18 protein-coding genes are annotated in these 21,178 nt (G+C 72.7%); 10 read left to right on the forward strand and 8 right to left on the reverse strand.

Going from position 1 to position 21,178, the window contains the following annotated elements; translation table 11 throughout:
* The first annotated feature begins 105 nt into the window (after positions 1-105).
* The 3 genes from ACFYP3_RS03430 to ACFYP3_RS03440 all read left to right on the forward strand — a co-directional run bounded on the left by ACFYP3_RS03430 (position 106) and on the right by ACFYP3_RS03440 (position 6,912).
* On the forward strand, positions 106-1,386 hold the full coding sequence (locus ACFYP3_RS03430; protein WP_388826003.1) for a hypothetical protein: 1,281 nt from the start codon (positions 106-108) through the stop codon (positions 1,384-1,386).
* A gap of 753 nt (positions 1,387-2,139) precedes the next feature.
* Positions 2,140-3,909 (forward strand): S8 family serine peptidase, encoded by a 1,770-nt coding sequence (locus tag ACFYP3_RS03435; RefSeq protein ID WP_388826105.1) that lies wholly within the window; start codon positions 2,140-2,142, stop codon positions 3,907-3,909.
* Between the two features lie 234 nt (positions 3,910-4,143).
* The gene (locus ACFYP3_RS03440; protein WP_388826006.1) at positions 4,144-6,912 is read left to right on the forward strand and encodes an AAA family ATPase; all 2,769 of its coding nucleotides are present in this window, start codon (positions 4,144-4,146) and stop codon (positions 6,910-6,912) included.
* A 165-nt stretch (positions 6,913-7,077) separates the two neighbouring features.
* Here the strand turns inward: ACFYP3_RS03440 and ACFYP3_RS03445 are convergent, their stop codons facing one another.
* The 3 genes from ACFYP3_RS03445 to ACFYP3_RS03455 all read right to left on the reverse strand — a co-directional run bounded on the left by ACFYP3_RS03445 (position 7,078) and on the right by ACFYP3_RS03455 (position 8,930).
* The gene (locus ACFYP3_RS03445) at positions 7,078-7,995 is read right to left on the reverse strand and encodes a glycoside hydrolase family 19 protein (RefSeq protein WP_388826009.1); all 918 of its coding nucleotides are present in this window, start codon (positions 7,993-7,995) and stop codon (positions 7,078-7,080) included.
* A gap of 146 nt (positions 7,996-8,141) precedes the next feature.
* The gene (locus ACFYP3_RS03450; protein ID WP_388826012.1) at positions 8,142-8,555 is read right to left on the reverse strand and encodes a rodlin; all 414 of its coding nucleotides are present in this window, start codon (positions 8,553-8,555) and stop codon (positions 8,142-8,144) included.
* A gap of 174 nt (positions 8,556-8,729) precedes the next feature.
* A complete protein-coding gene (locus tag ACFYP3_RS03455; protein ID WP_388826015.1) occupies positions 8,730-8,930 on the reverse strand; it encodes a DUF5302 domain-containing protein in 201 nt (66 codons plus the stop codon).
* A gap of 207 nt (positions 8,931-9,137) precedes the next feature.
* On the opposite strand from ACFYP3_RS03455, the gene ACFYP3_RS03460 reads away from it, so the two are divergent.
* Entirely contained in the window at positions 9,138-10,499 is a 1,362-nt protein-coding gene (locus tag ACFYP3_RS03460; protein ID WP_388826018.1) for an FAD-dependent oxidoreductase, read from the forward strand.
* A 104-nt stretch (positions 10,500-10,603) separates the two neighbouring features.
* On the opposite strand, the gene ACFYP3_RS03465 is transcribed toward ACFYP3_RS03460, so the two are convergent.
* Positions 10,604-11,122 (reverse strand): DUF664 domain-containing protein, encoded by a 519-nt coding sequence (locus tag ACFYP3_RS03465; protein ID WP_388826021.1) that lies wholly within the window; start codon positions 11,120-11,122, stop codon positions 10,604-10,606.
* Positions 11,123-11,207: 85 nt separating this feature from the next.
* On the reverse strand, positions 11,208-12,758 hold the full coding sequence (locus ACFYP3_RS03470) for an MFS transporter (RefSeq protein ID WP_388826024.1): 1,551 nt from the start codon (positions 12,756-12,758) through the stop codon (positions 11,208-11,210).
* A 153-nt stretch (positions 12,759-12,911) separates the two neighbouring features.
* Here ACFYP3_RS03470 and ACFYP3_RS03475 point away from each other — a divergent pair, with 153 nt between their 5' ends.
* From ACFYP3_RS03475 to ACFYP3_RS03485, 3 genes are all read left to right on the forward strand, one after another.
* Positions 12,912-13,352, forward strand: coding sequence for a MarR family winged helix-turn-helix transcriptional regulator (locus tag ACFYP3_RS03475; protein WP_388480263.1), 441 nt, complete (start codon positions 12,912-12,914; stop codon positions 13,350-13,352).
* 95 nt (positions 13,353-13,447) lie between these two features.
* Positions 13,448-13,819, forward strand: a complete 372-nt coding sequence (locus tag ACFYP3_RS03480; protein WP_388826027.1) for a DUF4180 domain-containing protein — start codon at positions 13,448-13,450, stop codon at positions 13,817-13,819.
* Positions 13,816-14,454: a HutD family protein gene (locus ACFYP3_RS03485; RefSeq protein WP_388826030.1), complete on the forward strand. Its 639-nt coding sequence runs from the start codon at positions 13,816-13,818 to the stop codon at positions 14,452-14,454. Before ACFYP3_RS03480 ends, ACFYP3_RS03485 begins: the two co-directional genes overlap by 4 nt.
* 38 nt (positions 14,455-14,492) lie before the next feature.
* Here the strand turns inward: ACFYP3_RS03485 and ACFYP3_RS03490 are convergent, their stop codons facing one another.
* Entirely contained in the window at positions 14,493-15,398 is a 906-nt protein-coding gene (locus ACFYP3_RS03490) for an EamA family transporter (RefSeq protein ID WP_388826033.1), read from the reverse strand.
* A gap of 69 nt (positions 15,399-15,467) precedes the next feature.
* Here ACFYP3_RS03490 and ACFYP3_RS03495 point away from each other — a divergent pair, with 69 nt between their 5' ends.
* Positions 15,468-15,983: a MarR family winged helix-turn-helix transcriptional regulator gene (locus tag ACFYP3_RS03495; protein WP_388826108.1), complete on the forward strand. Its 516-nt coding sequence runs from the start codon at positions 15,468-15,470 to the stop codon at positions 15,981-15,983.
* 4 nt (positions 15,984-15,987) lie between these two features.
* On the opposite strand, the gene ACFYP3_RS03500 is transcribed toward ACFYP3_RS03495, so the two are convergent.
* A complete protein-coding gene (locus ACFYP3_RS03500; protein ID WP_388826036.1) occupies positions 15,988-17,802 on the reverse strand; it encodes a galactose oxidase-like domain-containing protein in 1,815 nt (604 codons plus the stop codon).
* A 216-nt stretch (positions 17,803-18,018) separates the two neighbouring features.
* Here ACFYP3_RS03500 and ACFYP3_RS03505 point away from each other — a divergent pair, with 216 nt between their 5' ends.
* On the forward strand, positions 18,019-18,672 hold the full coding sequence (locus tag ACFYP3_RS03505; RefSeq protein ID WP_388826039.1) for a DUF4360 domain-containing protein: 654 nt from the start codon (positions 18,019-18,021) through the stop codon (positions 18,670-18,672).
* A 135-nt stretch (positions 18,673-18,807) separates the two neighbouring features.
* On the opposite strand, the gene ACFYP3_RS03510 is transcribed toward ACFYP3_RS03505, so the two are convergent.
* Positions 18,808-19,851, reverse strand: a complete 1,044-nt coding sequence (locus tag ACFYP3_RS03510; protein ID WP_388826042.1) for a LacI family DNA-binding transcriptional regulator — start codon at positions 19,849-19,851, stop codon at positions 18,808-18,810.
* A gap of 382 nt (positions 19,852-20,233) precedes the next feature.
* Between ACFYP3_RS03510 and ACFYP3_RS03515 the strand changes: the two genes are divergently transcribed.
* Positions 20,234-21,124, forward strand: coding sequence for an SDR family NAD(P)-dependent oxidoreductase (locus ACFYP3_RS03515; RefSeq protein WP_388826045.1), 891 nt, complete (start codon positions 20,234-20,236; stop codon positions 21,122-21,124).
* Positions 21,125-21,178: the final 54 nt, after the last annotated feature.

Below are 21,178 nucleotides of genomic sequence, written 5' to 3' on the forward strand. Positions count from 1 at the left end.
TACGGAACGCGGCGGTTGGCGGGTAGCGTCACGGCGAGGTGTCTTGACCGAGGACGGGGAGGAACGTTGAGGAAGTTTCGGTACGGATTACTGTCGGGTGCCGCGATGGTGCTGCTGGCGGCATGCACGGGGTCGGGAGGAGGCGGCAAGCCGCAGGACGACGGGCCCGCGGAGCCCGGTAGTTCGGCCTCGTCCGCAGCGCTGAGCGCGCCGGCCGCCGCGCAGGCACAGGTCCCGCCGGCCTTCGACGGCGGCAAGGGCTGGGCGGTGATGCAGTCGGAGCACCTGACGCAGCCGACCGTCGCCCCGAACTCCCGACTGGTGCTGCTCCTCAAGACCTACGAGGACGGGAAGGCGTTCGGCGTCGAAGCACGTGAGGCCGCCACCGGCGCCGTCCGCTGGGCGAGCGGGCCGTGGAAGCCCAGCGAGAACCCCAAGGAGTTCGACGCCAGCGACGTCAAGCTCGTGGTGACGAGCAAAGAGGGGAAGGACCACGCGGTCCTCACCGCAGCGGTCAACGAAGGCGCGGACGTGGTCAACCACGGCAAGCGCGTCGTCAACGCCGCCGTGTTCCCCGCCTCCGCCTCCGGCACCGGAGTGGCCCCGGCCCGCACAGTCAAGATCCCCGGTGCGGAGCTCGTCATCGCGCACCACGGGGACGGCACGGTGCTCTTCAAGACCGATTCGGCGTTCGCCGTCGCGGATGTCACCACCGGGGACCTCAAGGCCCCGCTGGCCCAGGGGAGCCGCGAGTACCAGCTGGCCGCGGGAGGCGGCAAGATGGTGGAGCTGTGGCCGGGGCAGGCGACCATTCCAGACGGCGCCGACCCGCGTGACGACGCGATGCCCGGCAGCGGGGGCCAGGTCATGGCGGCGAAGGGCGGCTACGTGGTCGCCTCGTGGCAGGCGAAGAAGCAGGCCTACTCCGCACTGGGCCTGCCGATGAACTACGTCTGGGCCCTGCACGACGAGCGCAGCGGGCAACCCGTCTTCACCCTCACCTGCGAGGGACTGAGCACGGGAACTCTCGGCCAGGGAGGCTCGACCGTGCCGAGCGACAACGGGCGCTACCTCGTCGCCGCCACCGTGGCCTTCGACCTCCAGGCCAAGAAGGGCTACTGCTTCGGCGCGACCGACAACCGCAGCGGGGTGAATTTCACGGGGGTCGGCAACAACGGTGTCGCGTACGGCACGTCCGGCCCGGCCGCCACGACGCCGGTCTCAGTCGACCTCGCCACCGGGACGGCCGCCGACCTGGGCGGGGCCAGGCTCCCCGACCACGTCTCCGGCGACGTCGCCCTCTACACCAGCGCGCCGCAGAACGAGAAGGACCCGGCGGCCGACCTGAGCCACCACGCCGTGCTGAGCGCCTACCCCACACGCTGAGCACCCGGGCAACGACCCACCCACCCACACCGCCGTTGTGATCCGGCCCCCGGTATCGGCGCCAGCCCGGGCTCTGGCCCCGATACCGGGGGTCAGAGCGGGTGAAGGAGGACTACCGGACCAGCCCAGCCGTCTTCGATGACCAGGAGGCGGCCGGGGTCGGCGGGCCCGGACGCCCGGTCCGAGCCGTTCGGACGGTCCGGCTGGGCGGGTCCGCCGCACCGCCGCGCACGCGTACGGTCACCGACGCGACGGCCGCGCCCTCGACCTGTCTGCCCCACCGCGCTCGCCGCGGCTGCTGATCCGGTACGGCTACGCGGCCCGGTCCTGGTAAGGGCGGCCGGCCCCCGCGCGCCGTCGGAACCCCTGGTCACCGCGGCCGCGAGGGACCCCCGGGGGGTGCGCCAGGGGGCGGACAAGGGTTTTCCCCGTATCGAGTTCACTGCCGCGTTGCCTACTGTCTGCCCACCGGCGATCTTCCCCTGACGGGGCGGTTCACACGCCAACCCCACATGGCGTGTAGGCCCCCCGTCCGGGGAAGGGCCGGGAACGCCGTCGTCCCCGCCTCGCCGTTGCGGCGGGACGACGTGGCGCGCGGCGGCGGCCGGGGCGAGACCGACCAACTCGCTTCCGGCCCCGCGGCCGCCGGAACCTCCCACACTGCACCGAAAGGCCGCTCCGGCCCACCCGGAAACGGCCCGCGAAGGGGAACACGTGCACGCTTCCAGACGTCGGCTCATATCCGTGGTGGCCATGTCCGTCACCCTGCTCGCCGGCTCCGCCACCGCCGCGGCCTCCGTGGCCGTGGCCGTCGAGAACCCCGGCGCGGCACCGGCCGCCACGGTCGCCGCCACGGCGCCCGTCCAGAACCTCATCGTCGGGTACAAGCCCTCGGCCACCGAGGCCAGCTCCAACACCGCGGCCGCCGACGACGCTGCCGCCAAGGGCAAGAAGGCCGGCAAGAAGGCGAAGTTCGACCGCCGCCTCGGCACCGGAGCGGCCCTGGTCAACCTCGGCGGCACCGTGGCCCCGGCCGACGCGGCCGACGTGATGGCCCAGTTCCGCGCCGACCCGGACGTCGCCTACGTCGAGCCGGACTCCCGCGCCTACGCCCAGGCCGTCACCCCGAACGACACCGAGTACGCCAAGCAGTGGGACCTCTTCGAGCCCACCGCCGGCATGAACGTTCCCGGCGCCTGGGACAAGACCACCGGCTCCGGCGTCACCGTCGCCGTGATCGACACCGGCTACGTCGCCCACTCGGACGTCGCCCCGAACATCGTCGCGGGCTACGACTTCATCTCCAACGCCGCCGACGCCCGCGACGGCAACGGCCGCGACAACAACCCCGCCGACCAGGGCGACTGGAACGCCACCGACGGCGAGTGCGGCCTCGGCTCCAAGGCCGGCAACTCCTCCTGGCACGGCACCCACGTCGCGGGCACCATCGCCGCGGCCACGAACAACTCCAAGGGCGTCGCCGGCATCGCGTACGGCGCGAAGATCCAGCCCGTCCGCGTGCTCGGCAAGTGCGGCGGTGCCACCTCGGACATCGTCGACGCCATCACCTGGGCCTCCGGCGGCTCCGTGGCCGGTGTCCCGGCCAACGCCACCCCGGCCAAGGTCATCAACATGAGCCTCGGCGGCTCGGGCACCTGCGGCACCAGCTACCAGAACGCCATCAACGCCGCCGTCGCCCGCGGTACGACCGTGGTCGTCGCGGCCGGCAACAGCAACGCGGACGCCGCGAACTTCTCGCCCGCCAGCTGCAACAACGTGATCAACGTCGCCTCGACCAACCGCGCCGGCGACCGCTCGTACTACTCCAACTACGGCGCGATCATCGACGTCGCCGCCCCGGGCGGTGAGACCCGCCGCGCCACCGACACGCCCGGCACCGTCACCACCCCCGAGAACGCCATCCTCTCCACGCTGAACGCGGGCACCACCACCCCCGGCGCCGAGACCTACAAGCCCTACCAGGGCACCAGCATGGCCGCCCCGCACGTCGCGGGCCTCGCCGCCCTGCTGAAGTCGGCGAACTCCTCGCTGACCCCGGCGCAGATCGAGTCGGCGATCAAGACGAACGCCCGCCCGCTGGCCGGCACCTGCACCGGCGGCTGCGGCACCGGTCTCGCCGACGCCGCCGCGACCGTCGCCGCCGTCACCTCGACCCCGCCCACCCCGGGCTTCGAGAACGGCACGGACGTCGCCATCGGTGACAACACCACCGTGGAGAGCCCGATCACCGTCACCGGTGTGACCGGCAACGCCCCGGCCGCCCTCAAGGTCGGTGTGAACATCGTCCACACCTACATAGGCGACCTCAAGGTCGACCTGGTGGCCCCCGACGGCACCGTCTACACCCTCCACAACCGGGCCGGCGGCAGCACCGCCAACATCAACCAGGTCTACACCGTCAACGCCTCCTCCGAGGTCGCGAACGGCACCTGGAAGCTCCGCGTGAACGACAACGCGGGCGGCGACACCGGCAAGATCGACTCCTGGAACCTCGCGTTCTGAGCCGCTTCCCCTCCGCTGAAAGTCCGCACCAACTCGGCCTGACGGGCCGATAGTACGGACCAAATGAATCCCCGGGCCTGCCGATACCGCGCGTATCGGCAGGTCCGCCGGGTTTTCCGCGCCGCGTGACTGAATTCTGCGTCACAATCCGGGTCCACCTGCCGTCCGACCTCGTATTCTCGCCTCTCACAGGAAAGGCACAGAAGCTGGGTACTGGAAGGCTGGTGGCTGTGCGTGGTGGCGGCGACGGGGAACGCTGACACGAGTGTCGGACACGGTGAACTCATCAAGGCGGTCGACCATGCGCTGACCACGCACGGCCGGGCCCTGCTCACCGGGCCCGCCGGCGCGGGCAAGACCGAGATCGTGCGCGCCGTCGCGGCCGCGGCCGAATCCCGCCGCGAGAGCGTCCTGCGCCTCGCCCCCGAGGCCGCCGACCAGTGGATACCCGAAGCGTCCGCGGCCGCCCTCCTCGCCTCCGTCCCCGGCGCCGCCCTGGACGAGCTCTCCGGCCCCCAGCGCACCGCCATCGCCCTGCTGCGCCGAGAAGCCGACGCCCCCCGCGCCGGACGCGACCACATCGCGCTGCGCCTCGCCGTCGTCGAGGTGCTCCGCACCCTCGCCGCCCGCCAGCCCGTCCTGCTCGTCCTCGACAACGCCCAGTGGCTCGACGCCGAGAGCACCGACCTGCTGCGTTTCGCACTGCGCCTCACCCCGCCCCGCGTACGGGTCCTCGTCGCCGAATGCGTCCAGGGCGGAGCCTCCGTCGGCGAACCCCTCTGCGGCCCCGACGTCCCCGCGATACGCGTCCCGCCGCTCGGCGCCGACGAGGTCGCCGAACTCCTCGTCCGGCACTGCCTCCCCGCCCGCCTCGCCGGCCGCATCCACCAGGCCAGCGGCGGCAACCCGCGCCTCGCCCTCGCCCTCGGCCACTCCCTCGCCGAAGCCGCCGAGGCCCGCGACAGCAGCGCCCACCACGCCGACCCGCTCCCCGTCTCCGGACAGGCCCGCGAGGTGGCCCGCCGGCTCCTCGCCGGAGTTTCCGCCCAGGCCCGCCGCACCCTGCTGCTGGCCGCTCTCGCCTCCCGCCCCACCACCTCCCTGCTCCGCCGGGCCGGCCGCCCCGACGCCGAGGCCGAGCTGGCCGAGGCGGAACGGGCCGCGCTGGTCAGGGTGGGGGAGGACGGCACCGTGGAGTTCACCGCGGGCGCCCTCCTCACCGCCCTCGCCGCCGACGCGGGCTGGCCCGAACGGGCCGCCGGACACGCGGCCCTGGCCGCCGCCGTCGACGACCCCGTCCAGGCCGTACGCCACCGCGCGCTGGCCGTGGACACCCCCGACCAGTGGCTCGCCGCGGAGATCACCGAGGCCGCCGCCAGCTGCCGCCGCCGGGGCCAGCGGGCCCTCGCCGCCGAACTCGGCCTGCTCGCCGCCGAACGCACGCCGTCCTGGCTGGCCGGCGAGGAACTGGCCCGGCTCGTCACGGCCGCCGAGGACGCGGGCTGGGCCGGCCGGGCCGACCTCGCGCGCCGCGCCACCCGGGCCGTCCTGGCCCGCGACGCGTCGCCCGCCGACCGGGTACGGGCCCGGCTCGCCGTGATGGACGCCGCCGGGCAGGCCCTCGGCGCCCTCGACGAGACCTTCGCGTACGCCATGGACGAGGCGGCCGGGGATCCCTCGCTCCAGGCCGCCGTCCAGCTGCGGATCGCCTGGAAGCACAACCTCAGCGACGGCGACCCGGTCCGCTCCCGCGACGCGGCGGCCGAGGCCGGCCGGCTCGCCGCGCTCGGCGGTGACCAGACCGCCGAGGCCATGGCGCTGACCGTACGGGCCCGCATGGGCCGCATCCTCGGGGACACGGACGCCGAGGAGATCCTGGCCGAGGCACTCGCCCTGCCCGCGCCCGAGGTGCCGCTCGGCATGCGCAACGCCCCGCAGTACCTCGCCGTCCGGCACGCCCTCTTCGACGACCGCCTCACCGACGCCCGCCGGCAGCTGATGGTCCTGCTCCCGGCGGTCCAGCGCACCGGCTCCGCCGAGGACGTCTTCGAGGTCCTGCGCAGCCTCACCGAGGTGGAGCTGCGCAGCGGCCGCTGCGAGGCCGCCTCCGCCCACGCCCGCCGGGCGCTGGAGCTGACGATCGAGGCGGGCCTGTCGCCCGGCCCCGCCTGGTACGTCGCCGCGATGGCCGAGGCCATGGGCGGCAGCTTCGCGCGCGCCGCCGGCTACGCCCGGCGCGGCATCCAGGCGTCACAGGAGGAGCAGGACCAGGTCTTCCTCTCACGCAGCCTGCACGCGCTCGGCCTCGTCGAACTGGCCACCGGAGAGGCGGCGAAGGCGGTCGCCACCCTGCGCCGCGTCGCCGCCCTGGAGGCCGCCCAGCAGGTGGTGGACCCCTCGGTCCTGCGCTGGCACGGGGAGCTGGCCGAGGCGCTGATCGCCGCGGACGCGCCCGGCGAGGCCGCCGAACTCCTCGACCGCGTCGGCGCGGTCGCCCTGGCCCTGGGCCGTACCGGGGTGGTCGCCGCGCTCGACCGGGCCCGGGGCCTGTGCCTGTCCGCCCAGGGGGAGGCCGACGAGGCGGTCCACCTGCTGGAGGCCACGGCCCGGCGCTTCGCCGACCTGCAACTGCCCCTGGAGCGGGGGCGTACGCTGCTCGCCCTCGCCCGGGTGGAGCGCCGTCGGCGCCGGCGGGCCCCCGCCCGCGCGGCCCTGCGGGCGGCGGCCGAGGTGTTCGGCCCGGCCGGGGCGGCCCCCTGGACCGAGCTCGCCAGGGAGCCGGCGCCCGGCGAGGGAGGCGGTGCGCAGGTGCCGGCGGCCGCGGTGCTCACCGAGGCCGAGACCCGGCTCGCCCTCCTCGTCAGCCAGGGCGCCAGCAACCAGGAGGCCGCGGCGAAGCTGTTCCTCAGCGTCAAGACGGTGGAGGCCCGGCTGACCCGCATCTACCAGAAGCTCGACGTCCGCTCGCGGGCCCAGCTCGCGACCGCCCTGCGCACCCGCTGACCGCACCGCGGACCAGGTCGCGGCAGGTCGCGGCAGGTCGCGGCAGATCGGGTCAGGGCTTGAGCGGGGCAGGAAACCTTTCTTCCGCGCCTCGGCGATCCAACGGCCCGCGGTCGCCTCCGGCCGCGCCCACCGCGTCGCGATGGCCCGCCGCGGGCCGGGGGATCAGCAGCCGAGGTTGTTGCCCGGGGTCACCCCCAGCAGCTGGGTGAAGCTCTGGTACTTCGAGACGCGGCTCTGGACCTGGGCCGGGTTGCCGCCGTTGCACTCCAGGGAACCGTTGATGGAGCGGATGGTCTCGCCGAAGCCCGCGCCGTTCACCATGGCGGCGTGCGCGGTCATCGTGCCGGGGCCGTTCTGCGTGTTCCAGTACCAGAGCGCCGTCTTCATGGCGACGGCCGGATCCTGCTCCACGAGGTACGGGTTGGCCAGGAGGTTGATGCCCAGCGCGTCACCGGCCGCCTTGTAGTTGAAGTTCCAGCTGAGCTGGATGGGGCCGCGGCCGTAGTACGCCGCCTGCCCCGCCGGACAGCCGTACGGCTGGCTCGTGTCGCAGTAGTGGGGGTAGTTGGCGGTGTTCTGCTCGACGATGTACACGAGTCCGCCCGTCTCGTGCGAGACGTTCGCGAGGAAGGCCGCGGCCTCGCGCCGCTTCACGGTGTCGTCCCCGGTGTTGGCGAATCCGGGATAGGCGGACAGCGCCGCGACCAGGCCGTTGTACGTGTAGAAGGGGTTCCGGTTCGGGAACATCTGGTTGAACTGGGCTTCGGACACCACGAATCCGGACGGGTTGCCGGGGTCGGGGTCCTGGCCCCCGCCGCCCCCACAGGAGCCCTGGTCCGACCAGACGCCCCACTGCCCGGTGGTGCCCGGCGTCTCGCCCTGGGTCCACCACTTGGCCTGCCAGTTGTGTCCGGCGTACGAGGCGCTCATGCCGTTCGTGTAGACGGCGGACGAGGTCCAGGCTCCGGCGCAGGGAGCCGCCGCGGAGGCGGGGGAGGACGGGAGGGCGATGGCGAGGCCGACCGTGACGGCCGCGGCGGCGGCCAGGGAGAGGGCACGGCGGCGAAGCGTACGTATCACGCAACTGCTCCTTCAGTGGGGGGAATTGCCGTGGGGGGCAACTGCGCCCACTGAAGCGAAGGTGGTCTGTACCTGTCAAGGTCTAGACCAAACGAAACGCGCCGGTGCCACGCGTGACGCGTGACACCGGCGCGAAGTCGGGTCGATCAGCTGCCGGCGGAGAGGTTGCCGGAGAGGATCGGGATGTTGCTGAGGATGTGCGAGGCCGTCTCGTCACCCTTCGCCTGGGTGGAGTTCTCGGTGCACTGCTGGTTCTGCGGGTTCGACGCGACGCTGATGTCCTGGACGCCGATGTTGGCGATGACCGCGAGCAGGGACTGGGCGTTGACCTTGGCCGGCAGGCCGATGCAGAGCTTGTTGAGGGAGCCCTGGACGGCGCTGAGCTGCGGGCTCATCTTGCCGTGGGTCTCCTGGTTGCCGTAGATCTGCGCGGCGTCGTTGCCGTTGACGGTGGTGACGCCCTCGTCGTTGCCGATGGCCATGGCCGGGGAGGCGAGTGCCGCACCCGCGCCGAGCGCGGTGGCGGTGACGGCGGCGGTGGCCATGAGCTTCTTGAACATGTGGGGGATCCTTCGGTCGCACTGTCGCATGAGATAGCTGCCCTCGGCGGGACGAGCTGATCAACTGCCGACAGTGCCAGGAGTTATCCTCCCTCACCCGGGTGGCCCAATGGCGGGCGGAGTCGCCCGGTCCCGCCGCCGCGGCGGCGAGACTGAGCTCCTCGGGTCCGAGGGTCAGCCGGTCTTGCGGCGGACCTTCTTGTTCTTGCCGCCGGGGCCACTGCTGGCACCCTGGACCTTCGCGCGGCTCTGGTGCGACTGCTGGGACTGGGCGTTGGCCGCGTTGCGGTCCAGGGCCTCCCGGAACTTGCGCTTGGCAGCGTCGGCCGGGGACTCGTCCTCCGGAGCCTGCGGGGTGTCTGTTTCGTCAGCCATTCGTCCTCCTGGGGTGATCAAGCCGTTTCAGTCTGTCAGCTGGCGTGTCCACTGACCAGCGAGTTCACCGCATCCCCAAGGGTAGCTTGGAGGGGTCATAAGTTTTGGTTATGGGGTCATAAAGTGAGACCGGGTGCCGGGTTAGGCTTACCTTCGTTTAGGGTTCCCCTTGATCCACCTTGCCGTCGCTCGAAGGGAACCCCTGCCATGCCTCGCCCTCTGCGGGTAGCAATCGTCGGTGCCGGCCCCGCCGGAATCTACGCCGCCGACGCGCTGCTGAAGTCCGAGGCCGCCGTCGAGCCCGGTGTGTCCATCGACCTCTTCGAGCGGATGCCGGCACCCTTCGGGCTGATCCGCTACGGCGTCGCCCCAGACCACCCGCGCATCAAGGGCATCATCACCGCCCTGCACCAGGTGCTCGACAAGCCGCAGGTCCGCCTCTTCGGCAACGTCGACTACCCGAACGACATCAGCCTCGACGAGCTGCAGTCCTTCTACGACGCCGTGATCTTCTCCACCGGTGCCACGGCCGACCGCGCGCTCAGCATCCCGGGCGTCGACCTCGACGGTTCCTACGGCGCCGCCGACTTCGTCTCCTGGTACGACGGCCACCCCGACGTCCCGCGCACCTGGCCGCTGGAGGCCGAGAAGGTCGCCGTGCTCGGTGTCGGCAACGTCGCCCTCGACGTCGCGCGCATCCTCGCCAAGACGGCCGACGAGCTGCTGCCGACCGAGATCCCGGCCAACGTCTACGACGGCCTCAAGGCCAACAAGGCGCTCGAGGTGCACGTCTTCGGGCGTCGCGGTCCCGCGCAGGCCAAGTTCAGCCCGATGGAGCTGCGGGAGCTGGACCACTCGCCCAACATCGAGGTCATCGTCAACCCCGAGGACATCGACTACGACGAGGGCTCCATAGCCACCCGCCGCGCCAACAAGCAGGCCGACATGGTCGCCAAGACCCTGGAGAACTGGGCGATCCGCGACATCGGCGAGCGCCCGCACAAGCTGTTCCTCCACTTCTTCGAGTCGCCCGTGGAGGTCCTCGGCGAGGACGGCCGCGTGGTCGGCCTGCGGACCGAGCGCACCGAGCTCGACGGCACCGGGAACGTCAAGGGCACCGGCCGGTTCACCGACTGGGACGTCCAGTCCGTCTACCGGGCCGTCGGCTACCTCTCCGACGAGCTGCCCAAGCTCCCCTGGGACGTCGACTCCGGCACCGTCCCGGACGAGGGCGGCCGCGTGATCGAAGCAGGCGCCCACCTGCAGTCGACGTACGTCACCGGCTGGATCCGGCGCGGTCCGGTCGGCCTGATCGGCCACACCAAGGGCGACGCGAACGAGACCGTCGCGAACCTGCTCGCCGACCACGCGGAGGGCCGCCTGAGCGCGCCGGCCACGCCCGCGCCGGAGGCCGTCGAGGCCTTCCTCGCCGAGCGCCGCATCCGCTTCACCACGTGGGAGGGCTGGCACCGGCTGGACGCGGCCGAGAAGGCCCTCGGCGAGCCCCAGGGCCGCGAGCGCGTGAAGATCGTCGAGCGTGAGGACATGCTCGACGCGAGCGGGGCGTAGCGGGAGGGGCCGGGACCCGCACGGGTCCCGGCCGCACCGCACGGCGCCGTCCGGGCAACGGGACAGCCGGGGGCGGAGCGGCGGATCGGGCGCCAGGACCGTCGTCAGGAGCCCAGGGTCCGCTCCAGCACGCCCCGTACGAAGGCCGCCTGCCCCGCGTGCTGGAGATCGTCGGACACCACGCTGACCAGGCGTACGCCGAGGGTGACCGGAGGGTCCCAGCGCTCGTCGACCACCCGGTCCAGATCTGCGGCGGCGAGCCCCCGGACATAGCGCGCGGTCCGCTCGTGCACCGCGTCGAAGTACCCGAGCAGCAGCTCGCCGGAGTCGACCCGGACGGTGTAGACGTCCCGCGGCGAGTGCCCGTACCCGGTCGCCCCGGCGGGCAGCGGCAGCGCGAACCGGTCCGACCACCCCTCGGAGTCCCACACCTGTTCGGTGCCGGCCGCGTCGGCGACGTGGTCGTCCTGGATGCGGGCCAGGTGCCAGACCAGCCAGGTGATCGAGTTCGCCGCCGGGTCGACGCGCGCGTTGAGCATCTCCGCGGGGACCCCGTCCACGACCTCGTGCACGATCTCCCCGACGCGTCCGAACCCGTCGGCGATGACGTCCGTAGCCTTCATGCACCCACCATGCAAGGCCCGGCGGTCCCCCCGCCGTGAACGACACGCGGCAGGGGGACCGCCGGGCCGGCGGAGGGGGGGTGGGTCAGCGGGCGGCTGCGGCCGCCTCGGGCTGCTCGGCGGCCCGGGCCTCCCCGGCTGCCTCGACCGGGTCGGACTTCGCGGGCTGCTCGGCCGTCCCGGGCTGCGCGGAGGCCGCCACGGTGCGGTGTCCGCCCCGCAGGCCGATCCAGCTGATCAGCGCGACCAGCGCGAAGGCCACGGCCCCGATTCCGAAGGTGAGGGTGAAGCCGGACTCGGCGGGCAGCGGGGGCACGCCCGCGGGCAGGTGCTCGATGGTCTTCGAGGCCAGGATCGTGGTGACGACGGCGCTGCCGATCGCACTGCCCGTGGAACGGGAGATCGAGTTGATGCCGTTGGCGATGCCGCTCTGGTGGTGCGGGACACTGGACATGATCACGGCGGGCATGGCCGCGTAGCCGAAGCTGACGGCCGCGCCGACGACCAGCCCGGCGCCGATCACCGAGATGCTGTGCTGGTGGTCCAGGACGAGCCAGGCGAAGCCGACCGCGCCGAGCGCGGCGGCCAGCCCCAGCGCCACACGCGGACCGCGGTGGCGCACGATCTGGCCGCCCACCGGGGAGGCGAGCAGCGAGACGATGGCGCCGGGCAGCAGGAACTGCACGGAGGCGCGCAGGATCGACGCGTCGAAGCCGTAGCCGGTGAGCGCCTCGGGCATCTGGACGAGGTACGAGACGCCCAGGAAGTTCGCGAACATCCCGAAGCCGACGAGGACGCCGGCCAGGTTGGCCATGAGGACCGGGCGGTGGACGAACATCTTCATGTCGACGAGCGGCTCGCGGACCTTGCGCTCGACCAGCACCCAGACCGCGGTCATGACGGCGGCGCCGGCGAAGCTGCCCAGCGTACGGCCGGAGGTCCAGCCCCACTCGTGGCCCTGGGAGATCGGCAGCAGGAGCAGCAGCAGGGCGAGGCCGAGGGTCAGCGCCCCGAGGAAGTCGGTGCGCCCGCCGGTCTTGTGACGGGTCGCGGGGACCAGGAAGACGACCGCGAGCAGGGCGAGCACGGCGAAGCCGGTCGCCATCCAGAAGGCGTTGCGGTAGTCCGCGTCCGACCCGGAGGTGAGCAGCCCGGTCGCGACGAGCGCGAGGCCGCTGCCGAACGCGAGCGTGCCGCTGACCAGCGCCATCGCTCCCGGAAGCTTCTGCGGCCGGACCTCTTCGCGCAGGACCGAGAGGGCCAGCGGGAAGATCGCGGTGGCGGCGCCCTGGAGCACCCGGCCGAGGATCAGCAGGGGCAGCGAGGACGCCAGAGCCGCGATGACGGACCCGGCGACCATGACGCCGAGCACGGCCACCAGGGTGGGCTTCTTGCCGTGCTGGTCGCCGAACCGGCCCAGGAGCGGCGTGAAGACGGCCGCCGACAGCAGGGTGGCGGTGGTCACCCAGCTCACGTTCGCGGTCGAGGTGCCGAGGTCGTCGCGGATGAGTCCCAGGATCGGGACCGGCAGGGTCTGCATCATCGACACGACCATGGCGGCGAGGCTCAGGGCGAAGACGATGACCGTCTCGTTCCGGGGCCCGGAGGCCTGGGTGGCGGGGGAGGGGGTGCTCATGGCTGGGGGGACCTTCTTCGTGTTTCGGAGCTGAAGAGCTTCGGAACGCAGATGTTTGACTTCCTCAAGTAACTCGACTGACGGTAGACGTCGATAGTTAAGGTGGTCAAGTAAACAATTGATAATGTCAAACATCCTGAGTACGCTCCAGGTATGAGCGACACCGCCACGCACACCCCCACCAAGCTCCAGCTGCTGGAACTGCTCGCGGCCATCGGCACCGCCCAATGGCGCGAGTTCGCGGCCGCGGCCGCCCAGCACGGACTCACCTCCACGCAGGCCAGGGTCCTCGCCCAGCTCGACGGGCCCGTGCCCATGCGCGGCCTCGCCGCCCTGCTGGTGTGCGACGCCTCGAACGTGACCGGCATCGTCGACCGCCTGGAGGCCCGCGAGCTGGTGCGCCGGGAGCCGGACCCCGCCGACCGGCGCGTGAAGAACGTCGTGGCCACGGACGCGGGCCGCGAGGTCATCCGCCGGGTCCGCGAGGAGATGCAGGACATGCACGGCGCCCTCGACACCCTCGACGAGGCCGAGAGCGCGACGCTGTACGCCCTGCTGGGACGCCTGCGCCCCTCGATGGAGAAGGGCGCCTGAAGCGCCTCGCCTGAGACGTCTCGCCTGGAGCGTCGAGTGAAGCGTCGAGGGAAGCGCGTCGACGTCGTCGGCGTCCCGAACTAGCCTCGACCTCCATGAGCACCCTGCAGACGATCAATGACGTACCCGTCCTGATGTGCGCGGCCGAGGGCGAGGTCATCGCGGGCGAACGCGATGCCCTGGACTGCATCGGTGACGCCTCCTACCAGGGCGCGCAGTGGGTCGTGATCCCCGCCGAACGGTTCGACGACGGGTTCTTCCGGCTGAGCACCCGGATCGCCGGGGAGATCATCCAGAAGTTCGCCCAGTACCGCGTCGGCATCGTCGTCCTCGGCGACATCTCCCGCCACACGGCGTCGAGTTCGGCGCTGCGCGACTTCGTCCGCGAGTGCAACCGCGGGCGCCAGGCGTGGTTCCTCGGCGACGCCGCGGAACTGGCCGCGCGGCTGACCGGGCCGACCGCGTGAGCCGCGGCGACGGGCTCCGCCTCCTGCGGGCGGCCGACCGCGGCGCGACCCCGTGGAAGAACGGCGGGGGAGTCACCCGCGAGATCGCCGCACGGCCCGAAGGCGCCGGCACCGGGGACTTCGCCTGGCGGGTGAGCCTCGCGGAGGTCGCCGCCGACGGCCCCTTCTCGTCCTTCCCGGGGGTCGACCGCACGCTCACCCTGGCCGAAGGCGCGGGCATGGACCTCGCGGTGGCCGGCGTCCGCCACCTCGTGGACGAGCGGTTCGCGCCGCGTGACTTCGCCGGGGACGAGCCGACGGACTGCCGGCTCCTCGACGGGCCGGTGGTCAACTTCAACGTGATGTACCGGCGCAGCGAGACCCGGGCGGAGACCGCAGTCGTACGGGGCGCGCTCGCGCTCGTCGTGCCGCCGGGGGAGACCCTGCTGGTCGTGGCCCTGGACGGGCCGGCCGTGCTGCACCGGTCCGGTGACGCGGGATCCGGCGGTGGCCCCGGGCCGGGCCGCGTCGCGGAACTGGCTCCGTACGACGCCGCCCTGCTGACGGACGGGCCGGACCTGGTCCTGCGTACGGCCGGGCGGGCGGCGGTGGTCCGCTTCGGTCCCGCTCACGCGGCCGAGACCGTCAGCGGGTAGTCCCCGGACACGGTTCGGGGGCGGTCGCGTGCGCACCCTCAGCGGGTGCTCCCCGGGGCCCCGGCCCGCGCCCGTCGCGGAGTCTCCGGGCGCGGGCGCGGCGCCGTCGGGCGGCCCAGGAGCACCCCGGTCAGCGCGAGCGCCAGGCCGCAGATCTGCAGCGGGCCGAGGGACTCCCCGGAGACGGCCGTGCCCAGCAGGACCCCTGTCACCGGATTGAGCAGGCCGAGCAGCCCGACGGTCCCGGCGGGCAGGTGCCGCAGCCCCGCGAACCAGGCGGCGAAGGCCACCGCGGTCGCCACCACGGTCACGTAGCCGAAGCCGGCCAGCCCGGGGCCGTCCAGGTGTGGCGGGGCCCCCTCCACGGCGACCGCGAGGGGAAGCAGGAGCAGCCCGCCGCCCAGTAGCTGCCAGGCCGTCGACGAGAGCACGTCCACCCCGGCGCCCCACCGCTTGGCCAGGACGTAGCCGAGCGAGGCCATCCCCATGGCGGCGGCCGAGGCGAGCACGCCGAGGAGGTCGAGCGGTGCGCCGGGGGTCAGCAGCATCAGGCAGACGCCGCCGACCCCCACGCCCGCACCGGCCAGGTGCCGCGACCCCGGCCGCTCGGCCAGCAGCGCCCAGGCGAACAGCATCATCACCAGCGGAGCCGTCGCCATGACGGTCGAGGCCACGCTGGTCGGCAGCCGCTGCGCGGCCACGTACACCAGGGCGAAGAAGCCGCCCATGTTGAGGACTCCGAGCAGCGGGGCCCGCCACCACCAGCTGCCGCTCGGCAGCCGCCGGCCTGCGGCGAGCAGCAGCAGCCCGGCCGGCAGGGCCCGGATGACGCCCCCGTAGAGCGGGTGGCCGGCGGGCAGGAACTCGCGGGTGACGAAATAGGTCGTGCCCCACGCCACCGGGGCCATCGCCGTGACCAGTGACCACCGAAGATTGTCTTCCATGGAAGATACAATACCTTCCATGGAAGCTAACGTTATGCTGTTCCCGTGAAACCCCAGCCCAAGGACCACGTGGCCCGCATCCAGGACGAATGGGCCCGCGAACGGCCCGACGTCGACGTCAGCCCCCAAGGCGTGATCGGGCGGCTGCACCGGCTCGGCCTGCTCCTGACCGACCGCCTCACCCTCGTCTACCGCAAGTACGGCCTCGGCGAAGGCGAGTTCGACGTCCTGGCCACCCTGCGCCGCGCGGGGGAGCCGTTCGAGCGGGCACCCGGCGAGCTCGCCGCGCACACCATGGTGACGACGGGTGCCATGAGCAAGCGGATCGACCGCCTCGAACGTGACGGGCTGGTCACCCGCCGCCGCTCGGCCGCCGACGGCCGGGGCCGGGTGGTCGCGCTCACACCGGCCGGACGGGACCTGATCGACCAGGCCTTCGCCGAGCACATGCGCAACGAGCGGAGCCTCCTGGACGTCCTGGCGCCGCAGGAGGCCGCGCAGTTGGAGCAGCTCCTGACGACCTGGCTGGCGAAGGTCGAACCACCGGCTGCCGGGGCCGTGAGCGCGCCGCCGTCGGGGCCGTGAGCGCTCAGTGTGAGCGCGGGCGAATGCCCAGCTTCACCCACTTCGCCGTGCTGGGCACGCCCTTCGCGTCGAGCAGGAAGAGCATGTAGTAGCCGGGCGGGGCGTCGGCCGCGCTCGGCGGGGTCCGAAGCCCGATCGTGGAGCCGTGCACACCGGTGATGCGCAGGTCCAGGTGGCGCTGGCTGGTGTTCACCGAGTGCGTGACGGTGGTCGGCGCCAGCAGCACGGCGCGCTTGACGTCCTTCGCCGTCGAGCTCGTGACCTGGAAGGCCGTGTCGTGGCCGAGCTCGCCCGCCGGCGCCCGGTCGAGCGCCGGGCGCGCTCCCCGGTGCAGGTAGGCGGGCTCGTACAGCTCGATGCTGCCGTCCATCCCGTCCTTCATGTCCGGGTCGTTGGCGATCTGCTGGAGTTCGTCGCCGGTGACCATCATCCGGCCGTCCGGCAGGACCAGGGCGTTGGAGTGGTAGCCGCGGGGCAGCCGCTGGGCCGGCCCGAGCTTCCAGTGCCCGCGCGCGTCGCGGAGTTCGATCTGCCGGTACTTCAGGTCGGCCTTCGGGTTGAAGGGTCCGTTGCCGTAGTCCCGGGTGTCCAGGGCGCCGTTCACCGTGAGCAGCGTGCCGTCCGGCAGGATCAGGGTGCCGTCCTGGGTGCGGCCGAAGGCCCTCGGCTCCTCGATGCTCCAGCGACCGCCGGACAGTCGGTACGTGAGCGGGTCGCGCGGGTCGCCGCCGAGCACCAGGACGGAGTCCGGGCCGCGGAAGCCGGCCGGCAGCGGCACGGCCGAACCGTAGCCCCGGAAGTCGGCGGGCCGCCGGGGCAGGTCGGTGCGCACGTCCTTGACCGGATCGAACAGCCACTGCTGGTCGGCGTCGCGGCCGAGTCCGTAGATCATCCCGTCCCGCAGGGAGAAGAGGTGCGGATAGTCGTTGCGGAAGGGAGCCTCGGAGCGGAGCCGCTGCGCCGGGACGCTCACCGGGATGTCGAACGGGCGCCAGGGGACGGGGCGCCCCAGCGCGGGGAAGCGCTCCACGACCGGAGTGGGGGTGCCCGTACCGCGCTCGGACTGGCCGGACATGATGATCTGCCGGCCGTCCGCGCCGGTCACGACGGAGGGGTACCAGCGGCCGACGGCCATGTCGCGGTTGCGGAACCAGGTCTCGGTCCACGGGTCGAACACGAAGGACAGCTTGGCGCCGCTGCCGCCCTTGCCGCCGACGTTGCCGCCGAAGACCCCGACCATGCCGTTGGGGAGGTAGGAGTGCCCGGCGCAGAAGAACGGCGCCGGGCGCGGGGCGTAGGTGCCGTCGGGCATCAGCACCACCGGCGGCGGCACGTTCTTGAAGGCCCGGGCGCCGGTGCCCTTGGCGGGGTCCCAGAGGTAGGCCCGGCCGGCGTTCGTCCGCCCCACCGTGTTCGTCGGGCCGGTCTCCTTGGTGGGATCGGCCTCCACCCGCTCGAAGGAGAAGAGCAGCACCTTGCCCGTCGGCAGCTGGGCCACGTGGACGCCGAAGTCGGGCGAGGGGAAGAACTCCGTGAAGCGGCCGAACCGTGCCGCGTCGAAACCGGCGTTGGCCCTGCGCTGGGACCTCTCCAGCGAGGCCAGGCTGGCCGTGCGCTTCGCCTGCGGATAGCCCTGGGTGCCCTTGGCCGCCTGGCGCAACCGGGCGTGCGCGCGGGCGTGCTCCTCGCCGAGCACGGCGGTCTCGTCGCCGGTGTGCCGGAGCGCGGCGAACACGGGTGCGTGCCCTGTCGCCGTGACGGCCAGGACGGTGGCCAGCGCCAGCGCCGCCCGGGCGGCGGACCGTCGTACGCGGGACATGGGTCTCCTCACCGCAGGGTCTGAAGGATCTCGCCGATATTAGGACAAGCGGGACTTGATGGCCGGTGCGACTCGGTGCTCCGCGCCGCCTGCGGCCGTTCGGCGGAGGGGTAGGGGCTGGTTGATCGTTTCTGCGGTGAATCGTTTCGGCCATCGAGGTGAGACCGCGTACCCGTCGGCTCTTCGGTGCGGCCGCCGAGGGCTATCCATGACGGTGTGATCAACTCGCTCCGTACCGGATTCACCGCAGCCGCCGTGACCGCAACGCTCGTCACGCTGACCCCCACGGCCGGGGCCTCCCCCTCGGCACCCGCCGATCAGGTGACCGTGGACGTCGCCTCCGTCAACGGATCGGGTTGCCGCCCAGGCAGCGCCGCCGTCGCGGTGGCGCCGGACAACTCGGCCTTCACCGTCACCTACAGCGAGTACCTGGCCCAGGCCGGCGGTGGCGTCCCCGCCACCGAAGGCCGCAAGAACTGTCTCCTCTCCCTCCAGGTGCACGTCCCCCAGGGCTACACCTACGCCGTGGCGAAGGTCGACTACCGGGGCTTCGGCAGCCTGCAGGAAGGCGCGATCGGCACCCAGAAGGCCAGTTACTACTTCCAGGGCATGAGCCAGACCGCCCAGCGCACCCACAAGTTCAACGGCCGCTACGAGGACAACTGGCAGGCGACCGACACCACGGGCATCGAGGCCCTGGTGTTCGCACCCTGCGGCGAGCAGCGCAACTTCAACATCAACACCGAACTGCGCGCCGAAGTGGGCACTTCCGACCCGTCGCAGACCAGCTTCATGGCCCTCGACTCGACGGACGGCGGCTTCAACAGCATCTACCACTTCTCCTGGAAGCAGTGCCCCGTGCGCCGCTGATCCCGCTGATCCCGGACGTCCCTCCGCTCGGCCCGGCCGCCGGGACCCGCTGTGAGGCGGGCCCGGTGGCTCGGCGGTTCGGCGGCCGTGTCGGCGGGCTCGGGCTGTGACGGGCCGCGCGGCGCGGGTCGCGCTTCAGGCGGACGCGCGCCGGACCAGCGAGGTCGCGGTGATCACCGGACCGACCGTGGCCCGTTCCTCCGGACTTCCGTCCAGGGTGCGCATCAACAGCTGCGCCATCATGCGCCCCATCCCCTCGATGTCCTGACGCACGGTGGTCAGCGGCGGTTCGGTGGCCTCCGCCACGGACGCGGCGTCGTCGAAGCCCACCAGCGCCACGTCCTGCGGCACCGTCCGGCCCCGCTCCCGCAGCACCCGTAGCGCGCCGGTGGCCATCAGGTCGTTCCCGGCGAAGACGGCGTCGATCCCGGGGTCGCGGTCCAGCAGCTCGGCCATCGCACGGGCCCCGCCCGCCGGGGTGAAGTCCCCTTCGGCGAACAGGTCGGGGGCACCGGCCGGAAGCACGTCCCGGTAGCCGCTGAGCCGGTCGGCCGCCGAGGTCTGGTCGAGCGGACCGGCGATGTGCGCGACCCGCCGCCGACCCTGCGCGAGCAGGTACCGTACGGCGTCCCGCGCGCCCCCGCGGTTGTCCGCGTCGACGTAGGCCACGCCCTCGTTCTCCCCGGGCCCGGCGGTCCAGCCGGGGCGGCCGCCGTAGACCGTGGGCATGCCGATGCGCCGGGTGATGGCGGGCAGCGGATCGTCGGTGTGCAGGGAGAAGGCGAGTGCCCCGTCGACGTGGCCGCCGGCCAGGTAGCGCTCGATGCGGTCGTAGTCGCCGCGGCCCTCCACCAGCAGCAGGACCAACTGGGCGTCGTGCGCGGTCAACTCCTTGCTGATGCCGCGGACCTGGTGGGAGAAGAAGGGGTCCGAGAATATCCGGACCTCCGGCTCGGCGATGATCACCGCGACGGCTCCGGTGCGGCGGGTCACCAGGGTGCGGGCCGCGGGATTGGGGACGTACCCCAGGTCCCGGATGGCCTCGCGCACCCTCTCCGCCAGATGCGCACGGACGCCGTCGCCGCCGTTGACCACGCGGGAGGCGGTGGCCCGGGACACCCCGGCGAGCGCCGCGACGGCCTCCAGGGTGGGACGGTTCCCGGGATGCGGTTCGGGCACGGGTGTTCCTCCAAGGTGATCACGTACGGTGCACAGCAGGGTAACCGCTGCGTCGGACAGCCCGAACGGCCCGCGGCGCAACGGCCGCAACTGCGGCGATGGCCTCCGGATGCCGACGGTTCACCGGCAAGCCGTCACCCCTCTCACCCCCCCCCCGCTTCTCCCTTCCCGCGCGCATCAACCGGATAGGTCATCCGTATTTCTGTTACTGTCACCCACGAAGCGGATTCGCCATCCGGATACGGGTGTGGGAGGGGTGGGCATGAACAGCTGGAACGGAACCGGAACCGGGAACGGGAACGGGAACGGGAACGATGCCGGGACCGGGACCGGGATGGGGAGGGGGAAGGGCGAGAGGAACGGCAGTGGCAGGGGTGTGGCCGTGGTGACGGCCGGCACCGGTGGCATCGGTCTGGAGACGGCGCTCGGGCTGGCAGCCGCCGGCCTCTCCGTCACCGTGGTCGGCCGGAACGCCGACCGCGGCGCCCAGGCGGTCCGCCGGATCAGCGCGGTCAACCCTGACCGCCCCGGCCGGTTCCTCCCCGCCGACCTCTCCTCCCTCGACGAAGTGCGCGACCTCGCCGGCCGGATCGCCGCGGAATGCGCCGCGGCGGGCGAGCCGCCGGCCGTGCTGGTCAACAACATCGGGGCCATGTACCCGAAGCGGCATGACCTGGGTGGCGTCGAGGCATCCTTCGTGGTCAACCACCTCTCGCCGTACCTCCTGACCGAACTGTTGCTGCCCACGTTCACGGCGGGCGGGTCCGGCAGGATCGTGAACGTCACGTCCGGCGCGGTCGTGGCCGCGAAGCGGGTGTTCGAAGCTGTGGAACCGCCCGGCGGCTACTACGGCTTCCACTGGTACGGACGTGCCAAGCTCGCCAACCTCGCGTACACCCTCGACCTGGCCTGGCGGCTGGACGGTACGGGCGTATCGGTCTTCGCCGCCGACCCGGGAGGCGCCGCAACCGACATGACCGACGGCACCCTCTCCGACCCGGAGATCGTCTCGCCTGCCCTGCGGCTGCTGTGGCCGCTGGTGCGCCGCAGGTTCGAACGCTCGACGTCCGGTCCGGCGTCCGTGGCGGCCAGACCGTCGATCGTCGCGGCCACCGACCCGGCCCTGACGGGTCGTACGGGCGTCGTCATCGGGTCCGGGGCGCGCCCGGTGCGGCCGTTCCGCCCGGCGACCGATCCCCGCCTGGCCGCGGCCGTGCGCCGGCTCGGCGAACGCCATGCGCCGCTCACCGTCACCCTCCCGGACCCGGGCTGACCCGGCCTCGGCCCGGGCCGGCGCGGGGCGGACCGGATGGCCCATCCGATTAGG

This window comes from Streptomyces sp. NPDC005533 (assembly GCF_042871845.1).
Lineage (GTDB): Bacteria > Actinomycetota > Actinomycetes > Streptomycetales > Streptomycetaceae > Streptomyces.

Excerpts from the sequence above, each read along its gene's own strand:
- ACFYP3_RS03455 (WP_388826015.1), bottom strand. The coding sequence starts at position 8,930 with ATGGCTGACGAAACAGACACCCCGCAGGCTCCGGAGGACGAGTCCCCG.
- ACFYP3_RS03435 (WP_388826105.1), top strand. The coding sequence starts at position 2,140 with ATGTCCGTCACCCTGCTCGCCGGCTCCGCCACCGCCGCGGCCTCCGTG.
- ACFYP3_RS03490 (WP_388826033.1), bottom strand. The coding sequence starts at position 15,398 with ATGGAAGACAATCTTCGGTGGTCACTGGTCACGGCGATGGCCCCGGTG.
- ACFYP3_RS03470 (WP_388826024.1), bottom strand. The coding sequence starts at position 12,758 with ATGAGCACCCCCTCCCCCGCCACCCAGGCCTCCGGGCCCCGGAACGAG.
- ACFYP3_RS03430 (WP_388826003.1), top strand. The coding sequence starts at position 106 with ATGGTGCTGCTGGCGGCATGCACGGGGTCGGGAGGAGGCGGCAAGCCG.
- ACFYP3_RS03480 (WP_388826027.1), top strand. The coding sequence starts at position 13,448 with ATGAGCACCCTGCAGACGATCAATGACGTACCCGTCCTGATGTGCGCG.
- ACFYP3_RS03465 (WP_388826021.1), bottom strand. The coding sequence starts at position 11,122 with ATGAAGGCTACGGACGTCATCGCCGACGGGTTCGGACGCGTCGGGGAG.
- ACFYP3_RS03475 (WP_388480263.1), top strand. The coding sequence starts at position 12,912 with ATGAGCGACACCGCCACGCACACCCCCACCAAGCTCCAGCTGCTGGAA.
- ACFYP3_RS03460 (WP_388826018.1), top strand. The coding sequence starts at position 9,138 with ATGCCTCGCCCTCTGCGGGTAGCAATCGTCGGTGCCGGCCCCGCCGGA.
- ACFYP3_RS03500 (WP_388826036.1), bottom strand. The coding sequence starts at position 17,802 with ATGTCCCGCGTACGACGGTCCGCCGCCCGGGCGGCGCTGGCGCTGGCC.
- ACFYP3_RS03450 (WP_388826012.1), bottom strand. The coding sequence starts at position 8,555 with ATGTTCAAGAAGCTCATGGCCACCGCCGCCGTCACCGCCACCGCGCTC.